Source organism: Streptomyces sp. NPDC090499 (assembly GCF_044769305.1).
Classification (GTDB): Bacteria; Actinomycetota; Actinomycetes; order Streptomycetales; family Streptomycetaceae; genus Streptomyces.
Genome location: NZ_JBIVXP010000017.1, coordinates 123,530 through 147,156, shown reverse-complemented (window position 1 = coordinate 147,156; position 23,627 = coordinate 123,530). Strand labels below are relative to the sequence as shown.

At 75.1% G+C, this 23,627-nt stretch carries 3 protein-coding genes; 2 read left to right on the top strand and 1 reads right to left on the bottom strand.

What is annotated here, in order from left to right; genetic code table 11:
• Nucleotides 1–2: 2 nt before the first annotated feature.
• Complete coding sequence (locus ACIQVL_RS40415) at nucleotides 3–998, bottom strand: FecCD family ABC transporter permease (protein WP_403439448.1); 996 nt, start codon at nucleotides 996–998, stop codon at nucleotides 3–5.
• A gap of 364 nt (nucleotides 999–1,362) precedes the next feature.
• Here ACIQVL_RS40415 and ACIQVL_RS40410 point away from each other — a divergent pair, with 364 nt between their 5' ends.
• Together ACIQVL_RS40410 and ACIQVL_RS40405 are read left to right on the top strand one after the other, a co-directional pair.
• Nucleotides 1,363–23,292, top strand: coding sequence for a non-ribosomal peptide synthase/polyketide synthase (locus tag ACIQVL_RS40410; RefSeq protein ID WP_403477949.1), 21,930 nt, complete (start codon nucleotides 1,363–1,365; stop codon nucleotides 23,290–23,292).
• A 75-nt stretch (nucleotides 23,293–23,367) separates the two neighbouring features.
• Nucleotides 23,368–23,571 (top strand): MbtH family protein, encoded by a 204-nt coding sequence (locus ACIQVL_RS40405; RefSeq protein ID WP_403439347.1) that lies wholly within the window; start codon nucleotides 23,368–23,370, stop codon nucleotides 23,569–23,571.
• Nucleotides 23,572–23,627: the final 56 nt, after the last annotated feature.

Below are 23,627 nucleotides of genomic sequence, written 5' to 3'. Positions count from 1 at the left end.
GCTCACACCTCCGCGAGTTTCCGGCGGCGGACCAGGGCGATGAAGAACGGGCCGCCGAGGAAGGCGACCAGGACACCGGCCTGGATCTCGGTGGGGCGGGCCACCAGCCGGCCCACGATGTCGGCGGACAGCAGCAGGACCGGTGCCAGCGCGGCGGACAGCGGCAGCAGCCAGCGGTGGTCGGGGCCGATGCCCGCGAACTGGGCGAGCAGCCGGGCGATGTGCGGGACGACCAGGCCGAGGAAGACCACCGGGCCGATGACGGCGACCGAGGCGCCGGTCAGCAGCACGATCGCGGTCACCCCCTGGAGCCGTACCAGGCCCAGCCGCCGTCCCAGGGACGCGGCCACGTCGTCGCCGAGGGCCAGGCTGTTCAGGGCGGGCGCGCAGGACAGCGCCAGTACGGCGCCCACGGCCAGGAACGGCAGGATGCGCACCAGGTCGCCGGAGTCCTGGTCGGCCAGTGTGCCCGCGGACCAGAAGCGGTAACGGTCCAGCGCGTCCTGGTCGGTGAGCACCACGGCACTGGTCAGCGACGACAGCAGCGAGGTGACGGCCACGCCGGCGAGGGCCAGCTTCACCGGGGTCGCCCCGGAGCGGCCGAGCCGTCCCAGGAGGAAGACCAGGACGCTCGCGGCGAGCGCCCCGGCGAAGGCGAACCACACATAGCCGTACAGCGAGCCGACCCCGAACACCGCGACCGACACGACGATCGCGAAGGACGCGCCCGCGCTCACCCCGAGGATGCCGGGGTCGGCGAGGGGATTGCGGGTCAGGGCCTGCATCAGCGCGCCGGACATGCCGAGCGCGGCGCCCGTGGTCAGGCCGAGCAGGGTGCGGGGGATGCGCACCGACCAGATCACGTTGTCGACCAGGCGGCTGGGCGGATGCCCGAGGACCGACCGGACCACCTGGTCGAGCGGCACGCTCAGCGCGCCCAGTGCCACGGAGAGCAGGGACAGGAGGACCAGGAGGGCGACGGTCACCGTCACCAGCACCGTGGTGCGAAGCCTTCTGCCTGAAGCCACTTGCCGGTCTCCATGCCGTCGTCCCGGGGACCGCGAACAGTCCTGATAGCAGGTTAGGTGAGCATAACCTCAGCCGCTGTGACTTGGGCCGCTGAAGTCATATTGACCCTGTTGAGTTAGGCAATCCTTACCTTACTATGCGAGCGGTCGCGGCTCCGCTGAGCCGTTCCACACCTATGGGGAGGCACGGGCAGCTGTGTCGGGCAACACGCGTTCTTCCGCACCTTCTTCTGCGGCTTCGGATTCGGTTTCGGATTCGGTTCCGACGGCGCGGACGGCATCCACGGAGGAGTACTGGCGGGAACGGTTCGCCGCACCGGCGGCGGAGACCTCACTGCCGTTCGACTTCCCGCACCCGGCGCAACCGCGGGAACCGCGGCCGCGGCAGGTCCGCACGGCCGTGCTCGGCGTGACGGCCGACCAACCCACCCTGCTCGCCGCCTTCGCCGCCCTGCTCCACCGCTACGGCGGCGGCACGGCCCAGGACCTGACGGTCGCTCACGAGGGCCTGCCCCTGCGGCCGGCGGTGCACGGCGCCATGCCGTTCACCGAGTTGCGCGACCACGTCACCGCCGCCCGCGCGCAGGCCGCCGCCCACCGGCTGCCCACCGCCGAGCTGCTACGGCTGCTCGCTCCCGAACCCGGCCGCGGAGGGGCCCTGGTGTGCGCCGTCGGCTTCGGTCCCGCACCCTGGGACGAAGGCGGCCCGCTGGACCTGGCGCTCTCCGTGGTCGGCGGGCAGGTGCGCGCGGACTACGCCGCCGACCTCTTCGAACCCGCCACCGTCGACCGGATCCTCGGCCACTACACCACGCTCCTCGCCGACGCCCTGGACCGCCCCGGCGCCCAGGTCGCCGACCTCGGACTCCTCGGCGCCGACGAGCGGCAGCGGATCCTGGCCGACTGGAACGACACCGCGCACGACGTGCCCGCGCGCACCTGGCCGCGCATGTTCGCCGACCAGGTCGCCGCCCGCCCCGGCGAAGTGGCCCTCGTCCACGGGGACGTCCGACTCACCTACGCCGAACTCGACGCCCGCGCCGCCCGGCTGGCCCACGCCCTGGCCGCCCGGGGCGCCGGTCCCGAGCAGGTGGTGGCGCTCGCCGTACCCCGCTCCGCCGACATGATCGTCGCCGAGGTCGCCGTACTGAAGACGGGTGCGGCCTACCTCCCCGTCGACACCGACTACCCGGCCGACCGCATCGCGTACATGCTGGACGACGCCCGCCCGGTCTGCCTCGTCACCACCGCCGAGATCGTCCCCGACCTGCCGCCGGACACCGATCCACTGGTCCTGGACGCCCCGGAGACCGTCGCCGAACTGGCCGCGCACCCCGCCCACGACCCCGCCGGCGCCGACGCGTTGACGGTCGCGCACGCCGCGTACGTCATCTACACCTCCGGCTCCACCGGCCGCCCCAAGGGCGTGGTGCTCTCGCACGCCGGGGTCGCCAAGCTGGTCGCCACCCAGCGCGAGCGGTTCGGGATCGGCCCGCACAGCCGGGTCCTGCAGTTCGCCTCGCCCAGCTTCGACGTGGCCTTCTGGGACCTGTGCCTCGGCCTGCTCTCCGGCGGCCGGCTGGTCGTCGTACCCGCCGACCGCCGGGTGCCCGGCGCGCCCCTCGCCGACTACGCCGACGAGCACGGCATCACCTTCATGATCCTGCCACCCGCTCTCCTGGCCGCCATGCCGGACGACGTGCGACTCCCGCCCACGGCAACCCTGCTGGCCGGCACCGAGCGGGTCTCGCCCGAGCTGGTCGGCCGCTACGCGCGCGGCCGGATGATGTTCAACGCGTACGGGCCCACCGAGGCCACCACCAACTCCACGCTCGGTCTCTGCGACCCGGACACCCCGGCCGGCACCATCGTGCCCATCGGCGTCCCCGACCCCGGCACCCGCGCCTACGTCCTCGACGACCGGCTGCGGCCGGTACCGGCCGGTGTGGTGGGGGAGTTGTACCTCGGCGGCGCCGGACTCGCCCGCGGCTACCTCGGCAGGCCCGCGCTGACCGCCGAACGGTTCGTCGCCGACCCGTTCGGCGCGCCCGGCGAACGCCTCTACCGCACCGGCGACCTGGTCCGCTGGAGGTCCGACGGGCGCCTGGAGTTCCACGGCCGCGCCGACAGCCAGATCAAGATCCGCGGGTTCCGCATCGAACCCGGCGAGATCGAGTCGGTGCTGCGCGCCCACCCGGCCGTCGACCAGGCCGCCGTCGTGGTCCGCGAGGACCGCCCCGGCGACCGCCGCCTCGCCGCCTACGTCGTGCCCTCCCTGGAGGCCGCCGCCGCGGCCGACGAGGCCGTGTCCGACTGGAAGGACCTGCACGAACTCCTCTACTCCGCCGCCGGGTCCGACGGCTTCGAGGAGAACTTCGCCGGCTGGAACAGCATGTACGACGGCCTGCCCATCCCGCTCGCCGACCTGCGCGAGTGGCGGGACGCGACCGTCGCCCGGATCCGTGAACTGCGCCCCCGCCGCGTCCTGGAGATCGGTGTCGGCAGCGGCCTGCTGCTCTCCCGGATCGCCCCCGACTGCGCCGAGTACGTCGGCACCGACCTCGCCGAGGAAGCGGTCCGCGCCCTGCGCGCCCAGGTCGAGGCCGTACCGGAGCTGGCCGGCCGGGTCACCCTGCACGCCAGGCCCGCACACGAGCTGACCGGGCTTCCCGAGGGCCACTTCGACACGATCGTCGTCAACTCCGTCGTCCAGTACTTCCCGGGCGCCGACTACCTCACCGGCGTCCTGCGCACGGCCGCGCAGCTCCTCGCACCCGGAGGTGCGTTGTTCGTCGGCGACGTACGCAACCTGCGGCTGCTGCGGACGCTGGCCACGGCCATCGAGTCGGGCCGCGGCCGGCTGGAGGACAAGGAGGCCCTGCGCGCCGCCGTCGACCGGGCCGTGGCCTGGGCGGGCGAACTCCTCCTCGACCCGGACTACTTCGCGACCCTGGACGGCTTCTCCGCCGACGTGCGGATCAAACGGGGCACCCACCACAACGAGCTCACCCGCTACCGGTACGACGTCGTGCTGCGGCCCGGAGGATCCGGCGAACCGGGGGCAGCGGGCGAACTCGGGGTATCCGGCGAACTCGGGGCAGCGGGCGAACTCGGAGTACCCGGCGAACTCGATGCATCCGGCGAACTCGGGGCATCCGGCGAGGAGGCGCCGGCTGTCGCCTCCCGGAGCCTTTCGTGGGCCGCGCTCGGCACCCCCGGCGCCCTCGGTGAGCTGCTCGCCGCCCCGGACGGCCCCGCCCGCCTCCGCGTCACCGGCATCCCCAACGCCCGACTCGCCCCCGACCTGGCCGCGCTCGGCGCCCTCGACGACAGCAGCCGCACCGGCAGCGCGGGCGTCGACCCGGAGACCCTGTACGAGTCGGCCGCCCGACACGGTTACCGGGCCGCCCTCACCTGGACCGCGGACGCCGAGGACGGCAGCCTCGACGCGGTGTTCGCGCGCGGCGACGACACCCCGCTCGGCCCGCTGTACGTCCCCGGTCGGCCTCATGCGCACGCGAACCGTCCCGCGCCGTTCCGCAACGTCACCGCGCTGATGGCGGGGCTGCGCGCGCACGCCGCCGAGTTCCTGCCCGAGTACATGGTCCCGGCCGCCCTCGTCCCGCTGGACCGGCTCCCGGTCACCCCCAGCGGCAAGCTCGACTCCGCCGCCCTGCCGGTCCCGGACTACGGCCTGCTCAGCTCGGGCCGCGCGCCGCGCACCGAACGCGAGCGCCTGCTGTGCGACCTGTACGCCCGCGCCCTGCGGGTGCCCTCGGTCACCGTCGACGACGACTTCTTCGCGCTCGGCGGGGACAGCATCGTCGCCATCCAGCTGCTCGTCCTGGCCCGCAGGGCCGGTCTGGAGCTCACCCCGCGCGACGTCTTCCGGCACCGCACGGTCGCCCAGCTCGCCGGTGTCGCCCGGACCGCCGACGCCTCCGAGGACCTCGCCGGCACCCCCTGGGACCCGCCGACCGCCGACGAACTCGCCGCGCTCCAGGGCGACGCCCCGCTCACGGTCGCCGAGGTCCTGCCGCTCGGCCCGCTTCAGGAGGGCTTCTTCTTCCACGCCCTCGTGGACGGCGCCGAGCACGACGCCTACGTCGTCCAGCAGGTGCTCGAACTCGCCGGACCCGTCGACGGCACCCTCCTGCGCCGGGCCGCCCAGCGGCTCCTCGACCGGCACGCACCGCTGCGCGCCTGCTTCCGCCAGCTCCCGGACGGCCGCCCCGCCCAGCTCGTCGCCACCGGCCTCGACGTGCCGTGGCGCGAGGTCGACCTGTCCGCCCAGGACCCCGCGGTCCGTACCGGCCTCGCCGCGGCCGTCGCCGCCGACGAACGCGCCCGCCGCTTCGACCTCGCCCACCCGCCGCTGCTGCGCTGCGCCCTGGTCCGCCTCGCCGACGACCGCAGCCGCCTGGTCCTGACCTTCCATCACATCGTCGCCGATGGCTGGTCCCTGCCCGTCCTGCACCGCGAACTCCTGGCCCTCTACGGCGAGGCGCCCGCGCCGCTGCCCGAAGCCGCCCCGTTCCGCGGCTACCTGGCCCGCATCGCGGGCGCCGACCGGCAGGCCGCGCGGGACGCCTGGGGCACCGCCCTCGCCGGGATCGACGAGCCCACCCGCCTGGTCGGGACCCCGGCCACCGCAGGGCCGATCGAGCCCGCGCAACTGCGCGTCGAGCTGCCCGAGCGCACCACCGCCCGGCTCACCGCCCGCGCCCGCGAGCACGGCGTCACCCTCGGCACCGTCGTCCAGGCCGCCTGGGGCCTGCTCCTCGCCGGGCTGACCGGCCGCCAGGACGTGGTCTTCGGCACCACCGTCTCCGGCCGCGACGCCGCCGTGCCCGGCATCGAGTCGATGGTCGGCCTCTTCATCAACACCCTGCCCACCCGCCTGACCTGGGCCCCCTCCGACTCCCTCGGCGCCGTCCTGGAACGCCTCCAGCAGGAGCAGAGCGCCCTGCTGGACCACCAGCACCTCGGCCTCGCCGAGATCCAGCGGGCCGCCGGGCACGCGGGCGACGGCGAACTCTTCGACACCCTGGTGGTGTTCGAGAACTACCCCGCCGAACCCGGCCTCGCCGACCCCACCGGCACGGTCCGGCTGGCCGGGCACGCCTTCCACGACGCCGTGCACTATCCGCTGGCCCTGATCGTCAAGCCCGGCCGGCGGCTCGACCTGCGCCTCAAGCACCACGCGAACCGCGTCCCCGGCGAGGCCGTACAGCTGCTCGCCGACCGGCTCACCCGCGTCCTGGACGCCCTCGCCGAGAACACCGCACGCCCGGTGGCCGCACTCGACCTGCGCACCGACGCCGAGCGGGCCGGCGCAGCCGTGGAGGGCGAGCGCCACCCCGTACCGCCGACCACCCTGCCCGCCGCCGTCGCCGCCCGGACCGCCCGGACCCCCGACGCCACCGCCGTCGTGTACGAGGGCACCACCCTCACCTACGCTGAACTCGACGCCCGCGCGGAGCGGCTGGCCCGCCGGCTGCGCGCCCGCGGCGCCGGACCCGACCGGTTCGTCGCCGTCGCCGTGCCCCGCTCGGCCGAGCTGATGGTCGCCCTCCTCGGGGTGCTGAAGTCGGGCGCCGCCTACCTGCCCGTCGACCTGGACTACCCGGCCGACCGCATCGCGTACATGCTCACCGACTCCGGCGCCCGGACCGTCGTCACCACGGCACGGGACGCCGTGCGCCTGCCGGCGGTGGACGGGCTGGAGATCCTGTACGCCGACGCGGACGAGGAGCCCCAGGACACACCGGAGCCCGCCCCGCCGCTCACCCCCGACCACCCCGCGTACCTCATCTACACCTCCGGCTCCACCGGCCGTCCCAAGGGCGTCGTCGTCACCCACCGCGCCATCGGCAACCGGCTCGCCTGGATGCAGGGCGCGTACGGACTCGGCGCCGACGACCGGGTGCTGCAGAAGACGCCGTCCAGTTTCGACGTCAGCGTCTGGGAGTTCTTCTGGGCGCTGCACGAGGGCGCCGCGGTCGTGCTCGCCGCGCCCGACGGGCATCGCGACCCCGCCTACCTGGCCCGGCTGATCCGCACCGAGGGCGTCACCACGATGCACTTCGTGCCGTCGATGCTGGACGCCTTCCTCGCGTCGCAGGAGGTCACCGCCGACCCGACGTGGGCGGGCAGCCTGCGCCGCGTCTTCAGCAGCGGCGAGGCCCTCTCCGGTACGGCGGCCCGGCGCTGGCACGACCTGACCGGCGTACCGCTGCACAACCTGTACGGGCCCACCGAGGCCGCAGTCGACGTGACGTACCACGCCTACGACGGCGCGCCCGGGACGGTCGTGCCCATCGGGCGGCCCGTGTGGAACACCGGCCTGCGGGTGCTGGACAGCTGCCTGCGCCCGGTGCCCGACGGGGTGCCCGGCGAGCTGTACCTGACCGGCGTCCAGCTGGCCCGCGGCTACCACCGGCGCCCCGCGCTCACCGCGGACCGTTTCGTCGCCGACCCGTACGCGGCCGTGCCCGGCGCGCGCATGTACCGCACGGGCGACCTGGTCCGCCGCCGCCCATGGGGGTCCCCCCGGCCGGAGGCTGGGGGAGGCACCCTGGACTACCTCGGCCGCACCGACCGGCAGGTCAAGCTGCGCGGCAACCGGATCGAACTGGGCGAGATCGAGGCCGCGTTGACCCGGCACCCGGCGGTGGCGCGCGGTGCCGTGGTCGTCCGCGACGGGCGGCTCGTCGCCTACGCGGTCCCGGCGGCCGGTGCCGTCGCCGACCCCGTCGCGCTGCGTGCCGCCCTCGCCGGGGCGCTGCCCGCGCCGCTGGTCCCGGAGGCGTACGTCGTCCTCGACGACCTCCCGCTCACCCCGAGCGGCAAGCTCGACCAGGCCGCGCTGCCCGCCCCCGAGACCGAACGCGCCGCCCGCCGCGAGCCCGAAGGGCCCCTGGAGCGGCAGCTCACCGGGATCTTCGCGGCCGTCCTCGGCATCGCCGACGCCGGCCCCGACGACGACTTCTTCCGGCTCGGCGGCGACAGCATCAGCTCCATCGGCGTCGCCAGCCGGGCCCGCGCGGCCGGCCTGGACCTCAGCCCGCGGGACGTCTTCACCCACCGCACACCGGCCGCCCTCGCGGCCCGTGCCGGTACCGCCGCGGCCCCCGCCCCCGCCGCCGCTGCCGCCTTCACCCTCACCGACGCCGAACACGCCCGGATCCGCGCCCTCGCCGCCCCGGCCGCCGTCTGCGAGGTCTGGCCGCTGGCTCCCCTCCAGGAGGGCCTGTTCTTCCACTCGGCCTACGACCAGGGCGCGTTGGACGTCTACACCGTCCACGAGACCTTCGACTTCGCCACCGGTCTGAACCCGGCCCGGCTGCGCGCCGCCGCCCGCACACTGCTGGACCGCAACCCCGGCCTGCGCGCGGGCTTCACCAGCGAAGGCCTCGACCAGCCGGTGCAGTTCATCGTCGAGACCCCGGAGATCCCACTCGACGAGGTCGACCTCTCCCACCTGCCTGCCGCCGAACAGGACGAGCGGGTGCGCGAGTTGACCGAGGCCGAGCGCAACCGGCGCTTCGACCTGTCCGCACCCCCGCTGTTCCGGCTGCTCCTGCTGCGCCTCGGTGCCGAGCGCGGCGACCGGCTCGTCGTCGGCCGCCACCTGATCCTCTGGGACGGCTGGTCGGCCTGGCTCTTCCTCGACGAGCTGTTCGCCCTGTACGAGACCGGCGGCGACGCCTCCGCGCTGCCCGCCCCCGGCAGCTACCGGGACTACCTCACCTGGCTGGACCAGCAGGACGACACGACCGCCACCGCCGCCTGGCGGAGCGCGCTGGCCGGCCTGGAGGAGCCCACCCTGCTGGCCCCGGCCGCCGCCGACGGGCTCGAACCGGTCATCCCCGACCAGCTCGACGTCCGCCTCACCGCCGAACTCGGCGACCGGCTGCGGGAGACCGGCCGGGTCCACGGCCTCACCCTGAACACCCTGCTCAACGCGGCCTGGGGCCTCACCCTCGCCTCCGCGACCGGCCGCACCGACGTCGTGTTCGGGACCACGGTCGCCGGCCGGCCCAGCGAGGTCCACGACGTCGAGAACATCATCGGCCTGTTCCTCAACACCGTCCCCACCCGGATCGCCCTCGACCCCGCCGAGCCGGTCCTCGGCCTGCTCCGCCGCATCCAGGGCGAACGCCTCGACCTGATGCCCTACGAGCACCTCAGCCTCGGCGTGCTCCAGGCCGAGACCGGGCACCGCAAGCTCTTCGACACGCTGTTCGTGCTGCGCAACAACGACACCGAGGACCGGCTGGCGGAACTGCGCACCCGGCACGGCGCCACCGCCGTCGCCAACGTCGACGCCACCCACTACCCGGCCAACCTCGTCGTCACCCCCGGCCGGCGGATCACGGTCACCCTCACCCACCGGCCCGACCTGGTCCCGGCCGACCGGGCCCGCGCCCTGCTCGACCGCTTCACCCTCCTCGTCGACCGGCTCACCGCCGACCTCACGGCACCCGTGGGCTCCCTCGACCCGCTGCTGCCCGCCGAACACGCGGCGCTGCGCGAGGAGTGGGCGGCCGGCCGGGTCGAGGTCCCCGAGGAGACCGTCGCCGACCTGCTCGCCGCCCAGGCCGCCCGCACCCCGGACGCCCGCGCCCTCGTCCTCGGCGAGCGCGCCCTGACATACGCCGAACTCGACGCGGCCGTCAACCGGACGGCCCGGCTGCTCGTCGGGCGCGGCGCCGGTCCCGAGCGGGTGATCGCGCTCGGCCTCGGCCGCTCCCTGGACATGGTGGTCGCGCTCTTCGCCGTGCTGCGCACCGGCGCCGCCTACCTGCCCCTGGAGCTGGACCACCCGGCCGACCGGCTCTCCCTGATGCTGGCCGACGCCCGCCCGCTGCTCCTGCTCTCCACCACCGCCGTCTCCGCGACCCTCGACGGCGACGACCTGCCGCGCGTCCTGCTCGACGACCCGGCGGTCCAGGACGAACTCGCCGGGCTGCCCGACACCCCCGTCCGCCGCCGCTTCAGCCTCGAACACCCCGCCTACGTCATCTACACCTCCGGCTCCACCGGCCGCCCCAAGGGCGTCGTCACCCCCTACCGGGGCCTGACGAACATGCAGCTCAACCACCAGAAGGAGATCTTCGAGCCCGCGATCGCGGCCGCGGGCGGCCGTCGGCTGCGGATCGCGCACACCGTGTCCTTCGCCTTCGACATGTCGTGGGAGGAGCTGCTCTGGCTGGTCGAGGGCCACGAAGTACACGTCTGCGACGAGGAGTTGCGGCGCGACGCGGAGGCGCTGGTCGCCTACTGCGAGCGGCACCGCATCGACGTCGTCAACGTCACGCCCACCTACGCGCGGCTGCTGATCGAGCAGGGCCTGCTGGAGGGCCACGTCCCGCCGCTCGTGCTGCTCGGCGGCGAGGCGGTCCCGGAGACCGTCTGGGCCGCGCTGCGCGACACCGAGGGGACGTACGGCTACAACCTGTACGGGCCGACCGAGTACACCATCAACACCCTCGGCGGCGGCACCCTCGACTCCGCCACCCCCACCGTCGGCAGGCCCATCCGCGGCACCCGCGCCCACCTGCTTGACGCCTGGCTGCGCCCGGTGCCCGACGGCGTCCCCGGCGAGCTGTACATCGCCGGGATCGGACTCGCCCGCGGCTACCTCGACCGGCCCGGACTGACCGCCGAGCGGTTCGTCGCCGACCCGTTCGGGGAGCCCGGCGAGCGCATGTACCGCACCGGCGACCTGGTGCGCCGGAACGCCGACGGCAACCTCGACTTCCTCGGCCGCACCGACGACCAGGTGAAGATCCGCGGCTACCGGATCGAGCCCGGCGAGATCGAGACCGCCCTCAGCCGCCACCCGCTGGTCTCCCAGGCCGCCGTCGTGGTCCGCGACGAACGCCTCGTCGGCTACGTCGTGCCCTCCGGCGCCGACCCCGCCGACCGCACCGCCGCCGAGGCCGCGCAGGTGGGGGAGTGGCAGGAGATCTACTCCGACGAGTACGAGGAGATCGGCACCGCCGTCTTCACCGAGCAGTACGACGGCTGGGACAGCTCCTACGACGGCCGGCCCATCCCCTTCGAGCAGATGCACGAGTGGCGCGAGGCCACCGTCGCCCGCATCCGCGCCCTGAACCCGCGCCGCATCCTCGAGATCGGCGTCGGCTCCGGCCTGCTGCTGTCCCGGCTGGCCCCGGACGCCGAGGAGTACTGGGCGACCGACTTCGCCGCCCCGGTGATCCGCAAGATCGGCGCGGAACTGCGCGACCGCGACCCCGAGCTGGCCTCCCGGGTGCAGCTGCGCTGCCGCCCCGCCGACGACCTCGGCGGGCTGCCCGCCGGCCACTTCGACACGATCGTCGTCAACTCCGTCATCCAGTACTTCCCGAGCATCGAGTACCTCACCGCCGTCATCCACGGCGCCATGGAACTGCTCGCGCCCGGCGGCGCCCTGTTCGTCGGCGACGTCCGCAACCTGCGGCTGGCCCGCACCTTCCACACCGAGATCCAACGCGCCCGCGGCACAGCCGAGGCCGACCTGGAACGGGCGGTGGAGCGCGGGCTGCGCCTGGAGAAGGAACTCCTGGTCGACCCCGACTACTTCACCACCCTCGGCCACGGCGTCGACCTGCGCACCAAGCGCGGCCGTCACCACAACGAACTGACCCGGCACCGCTACGACGTCGTCCTGTACGCCGGTGAGCCCGACGTCCGCCTCGACGACGCGCCGACGGTCCAGTGGAGCACCGCCCACACCGTGGGTGAGCTGGCGCGCGGCGGCCGGACCTCCGAGGCCGTCGGCCGACTGCTGGACGCGAGCGGCCGGTTCACCGGCCGGGTCGGCGACCGGCCGCGCGGCGGGCGGCCCGCCGCCCTGCGCGTGACCGGCATCCCGGACGGCCGCACCGCCGAGGACGGCGTCGACCCGGAGACCCTGCACGCGCTCGGCGCGGGCGCCGGGTACCGGGTGCTGACCACGTGGTCGGAGCGGACCGGTACCTACGACGTCGTGTTCCTCACCGAGGAGACCGCCGGACACCGCGTCACCGGCGGCCTGTTCCGCCCCGGTGGCGGCACCGCCCCCTACGCCAACGACCCGACCGCCGCCCGCGAGACCGGCGCCCTGGTCCGGCGGCTGCGCGAGGACCTCGGACGCGAACTGCCCGAGTACATGGTCCCGGCCGCCTTCGTCACCGTCGACGGCCTCCCCATGAACGCCAACGGCAAGCTCGACGTGCGCGCCCTGCCCGAGGCCGAGCCCGCCGTCGCCCTCGGCGGCGGACGCGGCCCCCGCACCCCGCAGGAGGAGGTGCTGTGCCGCCTGTTCGCGGAGGTGCTCGGGCTGCCCGAGGCCGGTGCCGAGGACAACTTCTTCGACCTGGGCGGCCACTCGCTGCTCGCCACCCGGCTGGTCAGCCGCGCCCGCACCGAACTGGGCGCCGAACTCGCCATCCGCGACCTCTTCGAGGCCCCCACCCCGGCCCGGCTCGCCGCCCGCGTCGGCGCCGCGAGCCCGGCCCGGCCGCCCGTCACCAGGGTCGGTGACCGGCCCGAGCGCATCCCGCTGTCCCCGGCGCAGTGCCGGCTGCTGCTCGTCGAACAGATCACCGGCAGCGGCGTCGCCTACAACTTCCCGCTGGTCTTCCGGCTGCGCGGCGACCTCGACACCGAGGCCCTGCGTGCCGCCCTGCGGGACGTGGCCGCCCGCCACGAGGCCCTGCGCACGGTGTTCCCGGCCCACGACGGCGAGCCGTACCAGCGGATCGTCCCCACCGAGGACGCCCACCCGGACCTCACCGTCACCGACGCCACCGAGGAGGCGCTGCCCGCCCTGATCGAGGCCGCGCAGCGTCGCCCCTTCGACCTCATGACCGAACTCCCGCTGCGCTGCACGGTCTTCAGGCTCGGTGCCGACGATCACGTGGTGGCCGTCGTCCTGCACCACATCACCACCGACGAGTGGTCCGACCGGCCGTTCCTCGCCGACCTCGACACCGCCTACGCCGCCCGCCGCGCGGGTACGGCCCCCCGGTGGGCGCCGCTGCCCGTGCAGTACGCCGACTACACGCTGTGGCAGCGGGAGCTGCTCGCGACCAGCGGTGAGACGCAGCTCGCCTACTGGCGGGACGCCTTGCGCGGCCTGCCCGACGAACTGGTCCTGCCCGCCGACCGGCCGCGCCCCGCCGAGCCCAGCGGCCGCGGCGGCAAGGTCCGCCTGGAGCTGTCCGCCGCCACCGCCCTCGCCCTGCGCGACCTCACGACGGCCACCGGCACCAGCATGTTCATGCTGTTCCAGGCCGCCACCGCCGCCCTGCTGCACCGGCTCGGCGCGGGCGACGACATCCCCCTCGGCGCACCCATCGCGGGCCGCACCGACGAGGCCCTCGGCGACCTGGTGGGCTTCTTCGTCAACACCCTGGTGCTGCGCGCCGACCTGTCCGGCGACGGGCTCACGTTCCGTGAACTCCTCGGCCGGGTGCGGGAGTCGTCGCTGTCCGCCTTCGAGTACCAGGACCTGCCCTTCGACCGGGTGGTGGAGGCCCTCAACCCGCCCCGGACGGCCGGCCGCAACCCGCTCTTCCAGGTCATGCTCGGCTACCACCACCGGCCCGACGGCGACCCCGACGTGCTGGGCCTGGCCACCGAGTGGTCCGACATGGACACCGGCATGGCCAAGTTCGACCTGCACTTCACCTACGTCGACGAGTCCGACCGCGTGGTCCTGCTCCTGGAGTACGCCACCGACCTCTTCGACCACGGCACGGCCGAAGCCCTGGCCGGCCGCGCGGCCCGGCTCCTCGAACACGCCGCCGCCGAACCCGACGCCCCGCTCGGGGACCTGGAGATCCTGCACGAGGACGAGCGGACCCGCGTCCTCGCCGACTGGAACGACACCGCCCGTCCCGTCCCGGACCTCACCCTGCCCGAGCTGTTCCGCGCCCAGGCCGCCCGCACCCCCGACGCCACCGCCCTCGTCTTCGAGGAGCAGCGGCTCACCTACGCCGAGCTGGACGCCCGCGTCGAGCACACCGCCCGGGTCCTGGCCGGGCTCGGCGCGGGCCCGGAGCGGACCGTCGCCGTCGCCCTGCCGCGCTCGGCCGACCTCGTCGTGGCCCTCCTCGCCACCCATCGCGCCGGTGCCGCCTACCTGCCCCTGGACCCCGACTACCCGGCGGACCGGCTCGCCCTCATGGTCGAGGACGCCCGCCCGGTGTGCGTGATCCGCGACGCCCTGCCCACCGGCCCGGAGGCCGCGCTCCCGGCGTCGTACGACCCCCGGCACCCGGCCTACGTCATCTACACCTCCGGCTCCACCGGCCGCCCCAAGGGCGTGGTGGTCCCGCACGCGGGCATCGCCAACCGGCTGCAGTGGATGCAGGACACCTACCGGCTCGGCGCCGACGACCGGGTGCTGCAGAAGACGCCGTCCAGTTTCGACGTGTCGGTCTGGGAGTTCTTCTGGCCGCTGATCACCGGCGCCACGCTGGTCGTCGCCCGGCCCGAGGGCCACCGCGACCCCGCCTACCTGGCCGCGCTCATCCGCGAACAGGCCGTCACCACCGTCCACTTCGTGCCGTCCATGCTCCAGCTCTTCCTGGAGGAGCCGACGGCCGCCGACCGCACCGGCCTGCGCCGCGTCCTGTGCAGCGGCGAGGCCCTCCCGGCCGCCCTCACCCGCCGCTTCCACGAGGTGCTCGACGCCGAACTGCACAACCTGTACGGCCCCACCGAGGCGTCCGTCGACGTCACGGCGACCGAGATCGGCCCCGGCGAGACGAGCGTTCCCATCGGCCGCCCGGTGTGGAACACCCGCCTGTACGTCCTCGACGCCGGTCTGCGCCCGGTGCCGCCCGGTGTCGCCGGGGAGCTGTACCTGGCGGGCGTCCAGCTGGCGCGGGGCTACCTGGACCGGCCCGGCCTGACCGCCGAGCGGTTCGTCGCCGACCCGTACGGCCCGGCGGGCAGCCGCATGTACCGCACCGGCGACCTGGCCCGCTGGACGGCCGACGGCGAGCTGGAATACCTCGGCCGCACCGACGACCAGGTCAAGCTGCGCGGCTTCCGCGTCGAACCCGGCGAGATCGAGGCCGTGCTCACCGCCCACCCGGCCGTCGCGCACGCCACCGTCACCGTGCACGGCCAGGCGCTCGTCGCCTACGTCGTGCCCGCCACCGGCCCGGTGGTGGACGCGACCGCGCTGCGCGCCCACGCGGCCGCCGCACTCCCCGCGCACATGGTCCCGGCCGCCTGGGTCACCCTGGACACGCTGCCGCTCACCCCGAACGGCAAGCTCGACCGCAAGGCCCTGCCCGCCCCCGAGTTCACCGCGGGCACCGGCGACGGCACCGCGCCGCGCACCCCGCGCGAGGAGATCCTCGCCGCCCTGTTCGCCGACGTCCTCGGCCACGAACGGGTCGGCGTGGACGACGACTTCTTCGGGCTCGGCGGCCACTCCCTGCTCGCCATGCGCCTGGCCGGCCGCGTCCGCACCGCGCTCGGCGCGGAACTGACGGTCCGCGACGTCTTCGAGGCACCCACGGTCGCCCTGCTCGCCGCCCGCACGGACACCGCTGCCGCCGGGTCGCGTCCCGCGCTCGCCGTCCCGCGCCCGCGTCCCGAACGGCTGCCGCTGTCCGCCGCACAGCGCCGGCTCTGGCTGCTCGCGCAGGTGGACGGCGCGAGCACCGCGTACAACCTCCCCTCGGCCTGGCGGCTGACCGGCCCCCTGGACCGGGACGCCCTCCAGGCCGCCCTGGACGACGTGGCCGCCCGGCACACCCCGCTGCGGACCGTCTTCCCGGCGGTCGACGGGATCCCGTACCAGCGGATCCTCGCCGATGCGCAAGTCCCCCTGGACACCGCCCCGTTCGCGGAACTCGCCGACCGGGCCGCGCACGTCTTCGACCTGGAGCGCGAACTGCCGCTCCGTGCCACCTTGTTCGAGACCGGCCCGGACGAGCACGTCCTGCTGCTCCTGCTGCACCACATCGCCACCGACGAGTGGTCCGACCGCCCCCTGTTCGCCGACCTCGCCACCGCCTACGCCGCCCGCACCACGGGCCGGACCCCCGACCGGCAGCCGCTGCCCGCGAGTTACGCCGACTACACGCTCTGGCAGCGCGACCTGCTGGCCGCGACCGAACCGGAGCTGCTCGCCCACTGGACGAAGGCCCTGCGCGGGCTGCCCGCCGAGCTGGACCTGCCCACCGACCGGCCGCGCCCCGCCGAGCCCACCGGGCGCGGCGGCACCACCGGCTTCACCGTCCCGCCCGCCCTGGCCGGTGCCCTGCGCGGCCTGGCCCGCGCCCACGGCGTCAGCATGTTCATGGTCGCCCAGGCCGCGGTGGCCGCGCTCCTGCACCGGCTGGGCGCCGGCGACGACATCCCGCTCGGCGCCCCGGTGTCCGGGCGGTCCGACGAGGCCCTCGAAGACCTGGTCGGGTTCTTCGTCAACTCCCTGGTGCTGCGCACCGACCTGTCCGGCGACCCCACCTTCGCCGAGCTGCTGGCCCGGGTCCGGGAGACCGACCTGGCCGCCTACGAACACCAGGACCTGCCCTTCGAACGGCTGGTGGAGGCCCTCAACCCCGAACGCTCCCTGGCCCGGCACCCGCTGTTCCAGGTGATGGTCGTCCACCTCGCCGGACCGGGCGGCGCACCCGAACTGCCCGGCCTCACCGCCCGCCGCGAGACCGTCGGGCAGGACAGCGCCAAGTTCGACCTCAGCTTCGACTTCGTCGAGCAGGGCGAACGTGTCGACGGCTGGATCGAGTACAGCGCCGACCTCTTCGACGAACGGACCGCCGAACTCCTCGCCCGACGCCTGGAGTCGCTGCTCGCCCAGGTCGCCGCCGACCCCGGCCGCCGCGTCGGCACCCTCGACGTGCTGCGCGACGACGAACGCGCCCTGGTCCTCACCGGCTGGAACGACACCGCCCGGCCGGTCCCGGACCTCACCCTCCCCGAGCTGTTCCGCGCCCAGGCGGCCCGCACGCCCGCCGCCACGGCCGTCGTCCTCGAGGGCACCCCGCTCACCTACGCCGAACTCGACCAGCGCGTCGAACGGCTGGCCCACACCCTCGCCGCGCACGGCGCCCGTGCCGAGACGACCGTCGCCGTCGCCCTGCCGCGCTCCGCCGCCCTCGTGGTGACCCTGCTCGCCGTGCACCGCGCGGGCGCCGCCTACCTGCCCCTCGACCCCGGCTACCCGGCCGAGCGGCTGGCGTACACGCTCACCGACGCCCGCCCGTCCTGCCTGGTCACCGCAGCGGACGTGGCCATCGCGGACACCGGCGTGCCCCGCGTGACGGTGACCGCCGACGGCACCCCCGAGCAGCCGGCCGACGCCCCCCTGCCCACCTCCTACGACCCCCGGCACCCCGCCTACGTCATCTACACCTCCGGCTCCACCGGCCGCCCCAAGGGCGTCGCCGTCCCGCACGCCGGCATCGTCAACCGCCTGCTGTGGATGCAGGACACCTACCGCCTCGACGCGGCCGACCGGGTGCTGCAGAAGACCCCGGCGGGCTTCGACGTCTCGGTGTGGGAGTTCTTCTGGCCGCTGATCACCGGCGCCACGCTGGTCGTCGCCCGGCCCGAGGGGCATCAGGACCCGGCCTACCTGGCCGACCTGATCCGGCGCGAGCGCGTCACCACGGCCCACTTCGTGCCGTCCATGCTGCGCGCCTTCCTCGACGAGCCCACCGCCGCCGACCGCACCTGCCTGCGCCAGGTGATGTGCAGCGGCGAGGCACTGCCCGCGCCCCTTGCCGGCCGGTTCCGTGACCTCCTGCCGGACACCCGGCTGCACAACCTCTACGGCCCGACAGAGGCCTCCGTCGACGTCACCGCGACCGAGACCGTCCCCGGCGCGACGAGCGTTCCCATCGGCCGCCCGGTGTGGAACACCCGCACCTACGTCCTCGACGCCGGTCTGCGCCCGGTGCCGCCCGGTGTCGCCGGGGAGCTGTACCTGGCGGGCGTCCAGCTGGCCCGCGGCTACCTCGGCCGCCCCGGCCTGACCGCCGAGCGGTTCGTCGCCGACGCGTACGGCCCGGCGGGCAGCCGCATGTACCGCACCGGCGACCTGGCCCGCTGGACGGCCGACGGCGAGCTGGAATACCTCGGCCGCACCGACGACCAGGTCAAGCTGCGCGGCTTCCGGATCGAACCCGGCGAGATCGAGGCCGTGCTCGCCGCCCACCCGGCCGTCGCGCACGCCACCGTCGTGATGCGGGACGAACGGCTCGTCGCGTACGTGGTGCCCACCGGGCCCGGCGCGGACTCCGCCGCACTGCGCGCCCACACCGCCCGCACGCTGCCCGCGCACATGGTCCCGGCCGCCGTCCTCACCCTCGACACCCTCCCGCTCACCCCCAACGGCAAGCTCGACCGCCGCGCCCTGCCCGCCCCGGACTTCGCCGCCGAGGTGACCGACAGCCGGCCGCGGACCCCGCTGGAGGAGACCCTCGGCGCCCTCGTCGCCGACGTGCTCGGCCTCGAACGGGTCGGTGTGGACGACGACTTCTTCGCCCTCGGCGGGGACAGCATCGTCGCCATGCAGCTGGTCGCCCGCGCCCGCGCCGCCGGGCTGGCGTTCAGCCCGCGCGACGTCTTCCGGCACAAGTCGGTGGCGGGCCTGGCCGCGGTGGCGACCACCGCCGCGCCCGGGGACCGGGCCGCGGAGACCGTCCTCCTCGACCTCACCGACGCCGAACGCGCCGAGGTCGCCGCGCTGCCCGCAGGCACCGACGTGCTGCCCCTCTCCCCGCTCCAGGCCGGACTGCTCTTCCACGCGGCCCTGGACTCCGGCGACGACGGACCGGACGTCTACACCGTCCAGATCTCCTACGACCTGGAAGGCCCCGTCGACGCCGACCGGCTGCGGGCCGCCGCCCAGGAGCTGCTCGACGCCCACGAGAACCTGCGCAGCGGCTTCCGGTACCTGTCCTCCGGCCGCCCGGTGGCCGTCCTACCGCGCACCGCCGTGCTGCCCTGGCGGCAGCTCGACCTCCCCGGCGACGACCTCGACGGGGAGGTCTGGACCCGGCTGCTCGGGCAGGAGCGGCGCCGCTTCGACCCCGAACGGCCGCCGCTGCTGCGCCTGTTGCTGGCCCGCACCGGCGCGGACCGGTACCGCCTCGTCCTCTCGCACCAGCACCTGCTCCTGGACGGCTGGTCACTGCCGCTGCTCACCGCCGAGCTGTGGGCGCGTTACGAGGGCCGAACCCCGGCCCCGCCCGCCCCCTACCGGGAGCACCTGCGGCTGCTGGCCGCCCAGGACCCGGCCGCCTCCGCCGCCGCCTGGACCGAGGCCCTGACCGGCCTCGCCGAACCCACCCGGCTCGCGCCCGCCGACCCCGACCGGGCCGCCGCCGTCCCGCACACCCACACCGTGGAGCTGGACGCCGGCCGCACCGCGGAACTGGAGGCGTTCGCCCGGCGCACGGGCGTCACCGTCAACACCCTCGTACAGGCCGCCTGGGGCGTGCTGCTCGGCCGGCTCACCGGCCGCGACGACGTGGTGTTCGGCGCCACCGTCGCGGGACGCTCGCCCGAACTCCCCGGCTCCGAGGCGATGATCGGCCTGTTCATCAACACCGTCCCGGTCCGGGTGCGGATCCGCCCCGGGGAGAGCACGGCCGCCCTCCTGGAGCGGCTCCAGGACGAGCAGTCCCGGCTCATCGCCCACCAGCACCTCGGCCTCGCCGACATCCAGCGCACCGCGGGACTCGGCGAACTCTTCGACACGCTCGTGGTGTTCGAGTCGTACCCGGTCGCGGAGCCCGACGAGGGGACGGGCGGAAAAGCGGGTGCCGCGCCGCGGGTCGCGGTCCGCGAGCACGCGGACTCCACCCACTACCCGCTGGCCTGGGCGGTCGAGCCCGCCGAACGGCTGCGGGTGACCGCCGAGTTCCGCCCCGACCTGTTCGACGCGGTCACCGTACGGCGGCTCACGGCCGCCCTGACCGGCCTGCTGACCGGCATGGCCGCCGATCCCGAGCGCCCCGTCGGCCGCCTCGACCTGCTCGGCTCCGCCGACCGGTACACCGTCCTGGAGGCCTGGAACGACACCGCCCTGCCTGCCGCCGAACGCCTCGGCACGGTACCGGCGCTGTTCGCCGCCCAGGCCGCCACCACCCCGGACGCGGTCGCCGTCACCGACGGCCGTACCACCTGGACCTTCGCCGAACTCGACGCCCGCAGCACCGAGTTGGCCCGCCTCCTGGCCGGGCACGGCGCCGGGCCCGAGCGGATCGTGGCCCTCGCCCTGCCTCGCACCGCCGACCACATCGCCGCGATCCTCGCCGTCATGAAGGCGGGCGCCGCCTACCTGCCCCTCGACCCCGACCTGCCCGCGGCCCGCCTCACCGGCATGCTCGCCGACGCCCGCCCGGTGCTCGTCCTGGCCGCCGCCGAGACCGCCGGCGCGCTGCCCGCGACAGACGTCCCCGTCCTGCGGCTCGACGCCCCGGCGGACGGCCTTCCCCAGGCCGACCCCACCGCCCCCGGCCCCGACCACCCCGCCTACGTCATCTACACCTCCGGCTCCACCGGCCGCCCCAAGGGCGTCGTCGTCACCCAGCGCGGAGTGGCCAACCTCTTCCACAGCCACCGCCACGACCTGCACGACCCGGCCAAGGCACGCACCGGACGACGGCACCTGCGCATCGGGCATGCCTGGTCGTTCTCCTTCGACGCCTCCTGGCAGCCGCAGCTCTGGCTCCTGGACGGACACGCCCTGCACATCGCCGACGACGACACCCGCCGCGACCCCGAACTCCTCGCCGAGTTCATCCGCGACCGGGGCATCGACTTCGTCGAGGTCACCCCGTCCCTGCTCGCCCGGATGGCCGACAGCGGACTGATCGGACCCGACGGCGACTGCCCGCTCGCGACGGTCGGCTTCGGCGGCGAGGCCGTCCCCGACTCGCTGTGGCAGCGGCTCGCCGCGCTCCCGGACACCGAGGCGGTCAACCTGTACGGCCCCACCGAGGCCACCGTCGACGCCCTCGTCGGCCGAGTCCGCGACAGCGCCCGCCCGGTCGTCGGCCGCCCCGTCCACCACTCCCGGGCCTACGTCCTGGACACCGCCCTGCGCCCGGTCCCGCCCGGCGTCACCGGCGAGCTGTACCTGTCGGGACCGGGCCTCGCCCGCGGCTACCTCGGCCGGCCCGACCTCACCGCCGAACGCTTCGTCGCCGACCCCTTCGCACTGCCCGGGGCCCGCATGTACCGCACCGGCGACCTGGCCCGCTGGACCGAGGACGGGCTCCTGGAGTTCGCCGGACGCACCGACGACCAGGTGAAGATCCGCGGCTACCGGGTCGAACTCGCCGAGATCGAGGCCGCGTTGGACTCCCACCCGGCGGTCGCGCAGAGCGTCGTCGTGACCCGCGAACACCGGCCCGGAGTACGGCAGCTGATCGCCTACGTGGTCTCCGGCAGCGCGGCCGGCACCGAACTGCGCGCCCATGCCGCCGAGCGGCTGCCCGACTACATGGTCCCGGCCGCCGTGGTCGTCCTGGAGCGGCTGCCGCTGCTCTCCAACGGCAAGCTGGACCGGGCCGCCCTGCCCGCCCCGGACTTCACCGCGTCGGGCGGCGGCCGGGCACCGGAGAACGCCACCGAGCGCACCCTGCGCGACCTGTTCGCGGACGCCCTCGGCCTGCCCGCCGAGGCGATCGGCACGGACGACGACTTCTTCGCCTTCGGCGGGGACAGCATCGTCGCCATGCAACTCGTCGCCCGCGCCCGCTCGGGCGGCCTGCGGATCACCCCCCGCCAGGTCCTCCAGCACCGGACGGTCGCCGCCCTCGCCGCCGTCGCCGTCCCGCTGGGCGCGGACGACCGGCAGGCCGCGCACGACGACGGCACCGGGGCCGTCCCGCTCACCCCGATCATGCACGCCCTCCTCGACCGCGGCGGCCCCGTCGCCGCCTACCACCAGGCGGCCCTGCTGCGCACCCCCGCCGACCTGACCGAACCCGGCCTGCTCGCCGTGCTCGGAGCCGTCGCCGCACGGCACGACATGCTCCGGGCCCGGCTGGTCCGCACCCCGGAGGCCGCGCTGGCGGTCCCGGCGGCGGCCGACACCGAGGTACGGACCTGGCTCACCCGGGTCGACGTACGCGAGACGGCCGCCGACGAGAACGCGCTGCGGGACGCCGTCGCCCGGCACGCGCCGACGGCGCTGGCGGGGCTCGACCCCGAGGCCGGGGCGATGGTGCGGGCGGTCTGGTTCGACGCCGGAACGGACCGGCCCGGACGGCTGCTGCTCCTCGTCCACCACCTGGTGGTCGACGGCGTCTCCTGGCGCATCCTGCTGCCCGACCTGGCGGCCGCCTGGGCGGCCGTGCGCGGCGGCCGCAACCCCGAACCGGCCCCGGTGGACATGTCGTTCGCCCGCTGGTCACGCCTGCTCGCCGCCCGGTCCTGCGAACCCGCCGCCGAGGACGAGCTGCCCTGGTGGACCTCCGCCCTCGCCGCGGGCGCGGACCTGCCCCTGGCCCGCCCGCTCGACCCGGCACAGGACACCGTCGCGACCACCCGCCACCTGTCCCTCTCCCTGCCGGCCGCCGTCACCGGCCCCCTGCTGAGCCGGGTCCCGGCCGCCTTCGGGGCGAGCGTCAACGACGTCCTGCTCACCGCGTTCGCGCTCGCCGTCGGCGACTGGCGGTCCCGGACCCTGGGCGCCGAGCACGTCGGCGGCCCGGTCCTGGTCGACCTGGAGGGCCACGGCCGCGAGGAGGAACTCGCGGGCGACGCCGACCTGTCGCGCACGGTCGGCTGGTTCACCAGCGTCGTCCCGGTACGGCTCGACCCGGGTGCGTCCGGCCCCGACGCGCTGGGCGGCGGACCCGCCCTCGACGCGGCCGTGGCCCGGATCCGCGACCACCTCACCGCCCTCCCGGCGGCCGGCATCGGCCACGGCCTGCTCCGCCGGCTCAACCCCGCGACCGGCCCGCTCCTCGCCGAACTCGCCGAACCGCAGATCGAGTTCAACTACATGGGCCGCTTCGACCGCCCCGCGGCCGCCGACTGGTCCTACGCCGCCGAGGAGGACGCCGCCGACCTCGACGCCGACGCCGGCATGCCGATGTCCCACGCGCTCACCCTCAACGCCCTCACCGAGGACCGTCCCGAGGGGCCGGAGCTCAGCGCCCACTGGGCGTACGCCGCCGGACTCCTCACCGAGGACGCGGTACGGGAGCTGGCCGAGACCTGGTTCCGGGCGCTGGAGGCGGTGGTGCGGCGCGCCGACGAACTGACCTGACATGACCTGAACTGAACTGAACTGACCCGAGCGCACACACGCACCGATCAGACCGGAAGGCAAGGAACCGCTGACATGAGCAACCCGTTCGAGAACCCCGACGGCGTCTACTCCGTCCTCGTCAACGACGAGGGCCAGTACAGCCTCTGGCCCGACTTCGTGGACGTGCCGGCCGGCTGGACGGTCGCGCACGGCCCGGCGGCCCGGCAGGAGTGCCTGGACCACATCGAGACGCACTGGACGGACATGCGGCCCAAGAGCCTGGTCGACGGCTCCTGACGGCACACGAAAGGGGGGGCGGACCGGTTCCGGACCGGCCCGCCCCCCTTTCATGC

Coding starts and splice junctions, on each gene's coding strand:
- ACIQVL_RS40405 (WP_403439347.1), top strand. CDS start 23,368: ATGAGCAACCCGTTCGAGAACCCCGACGGCGTCTACTCCGTCCTCGTC.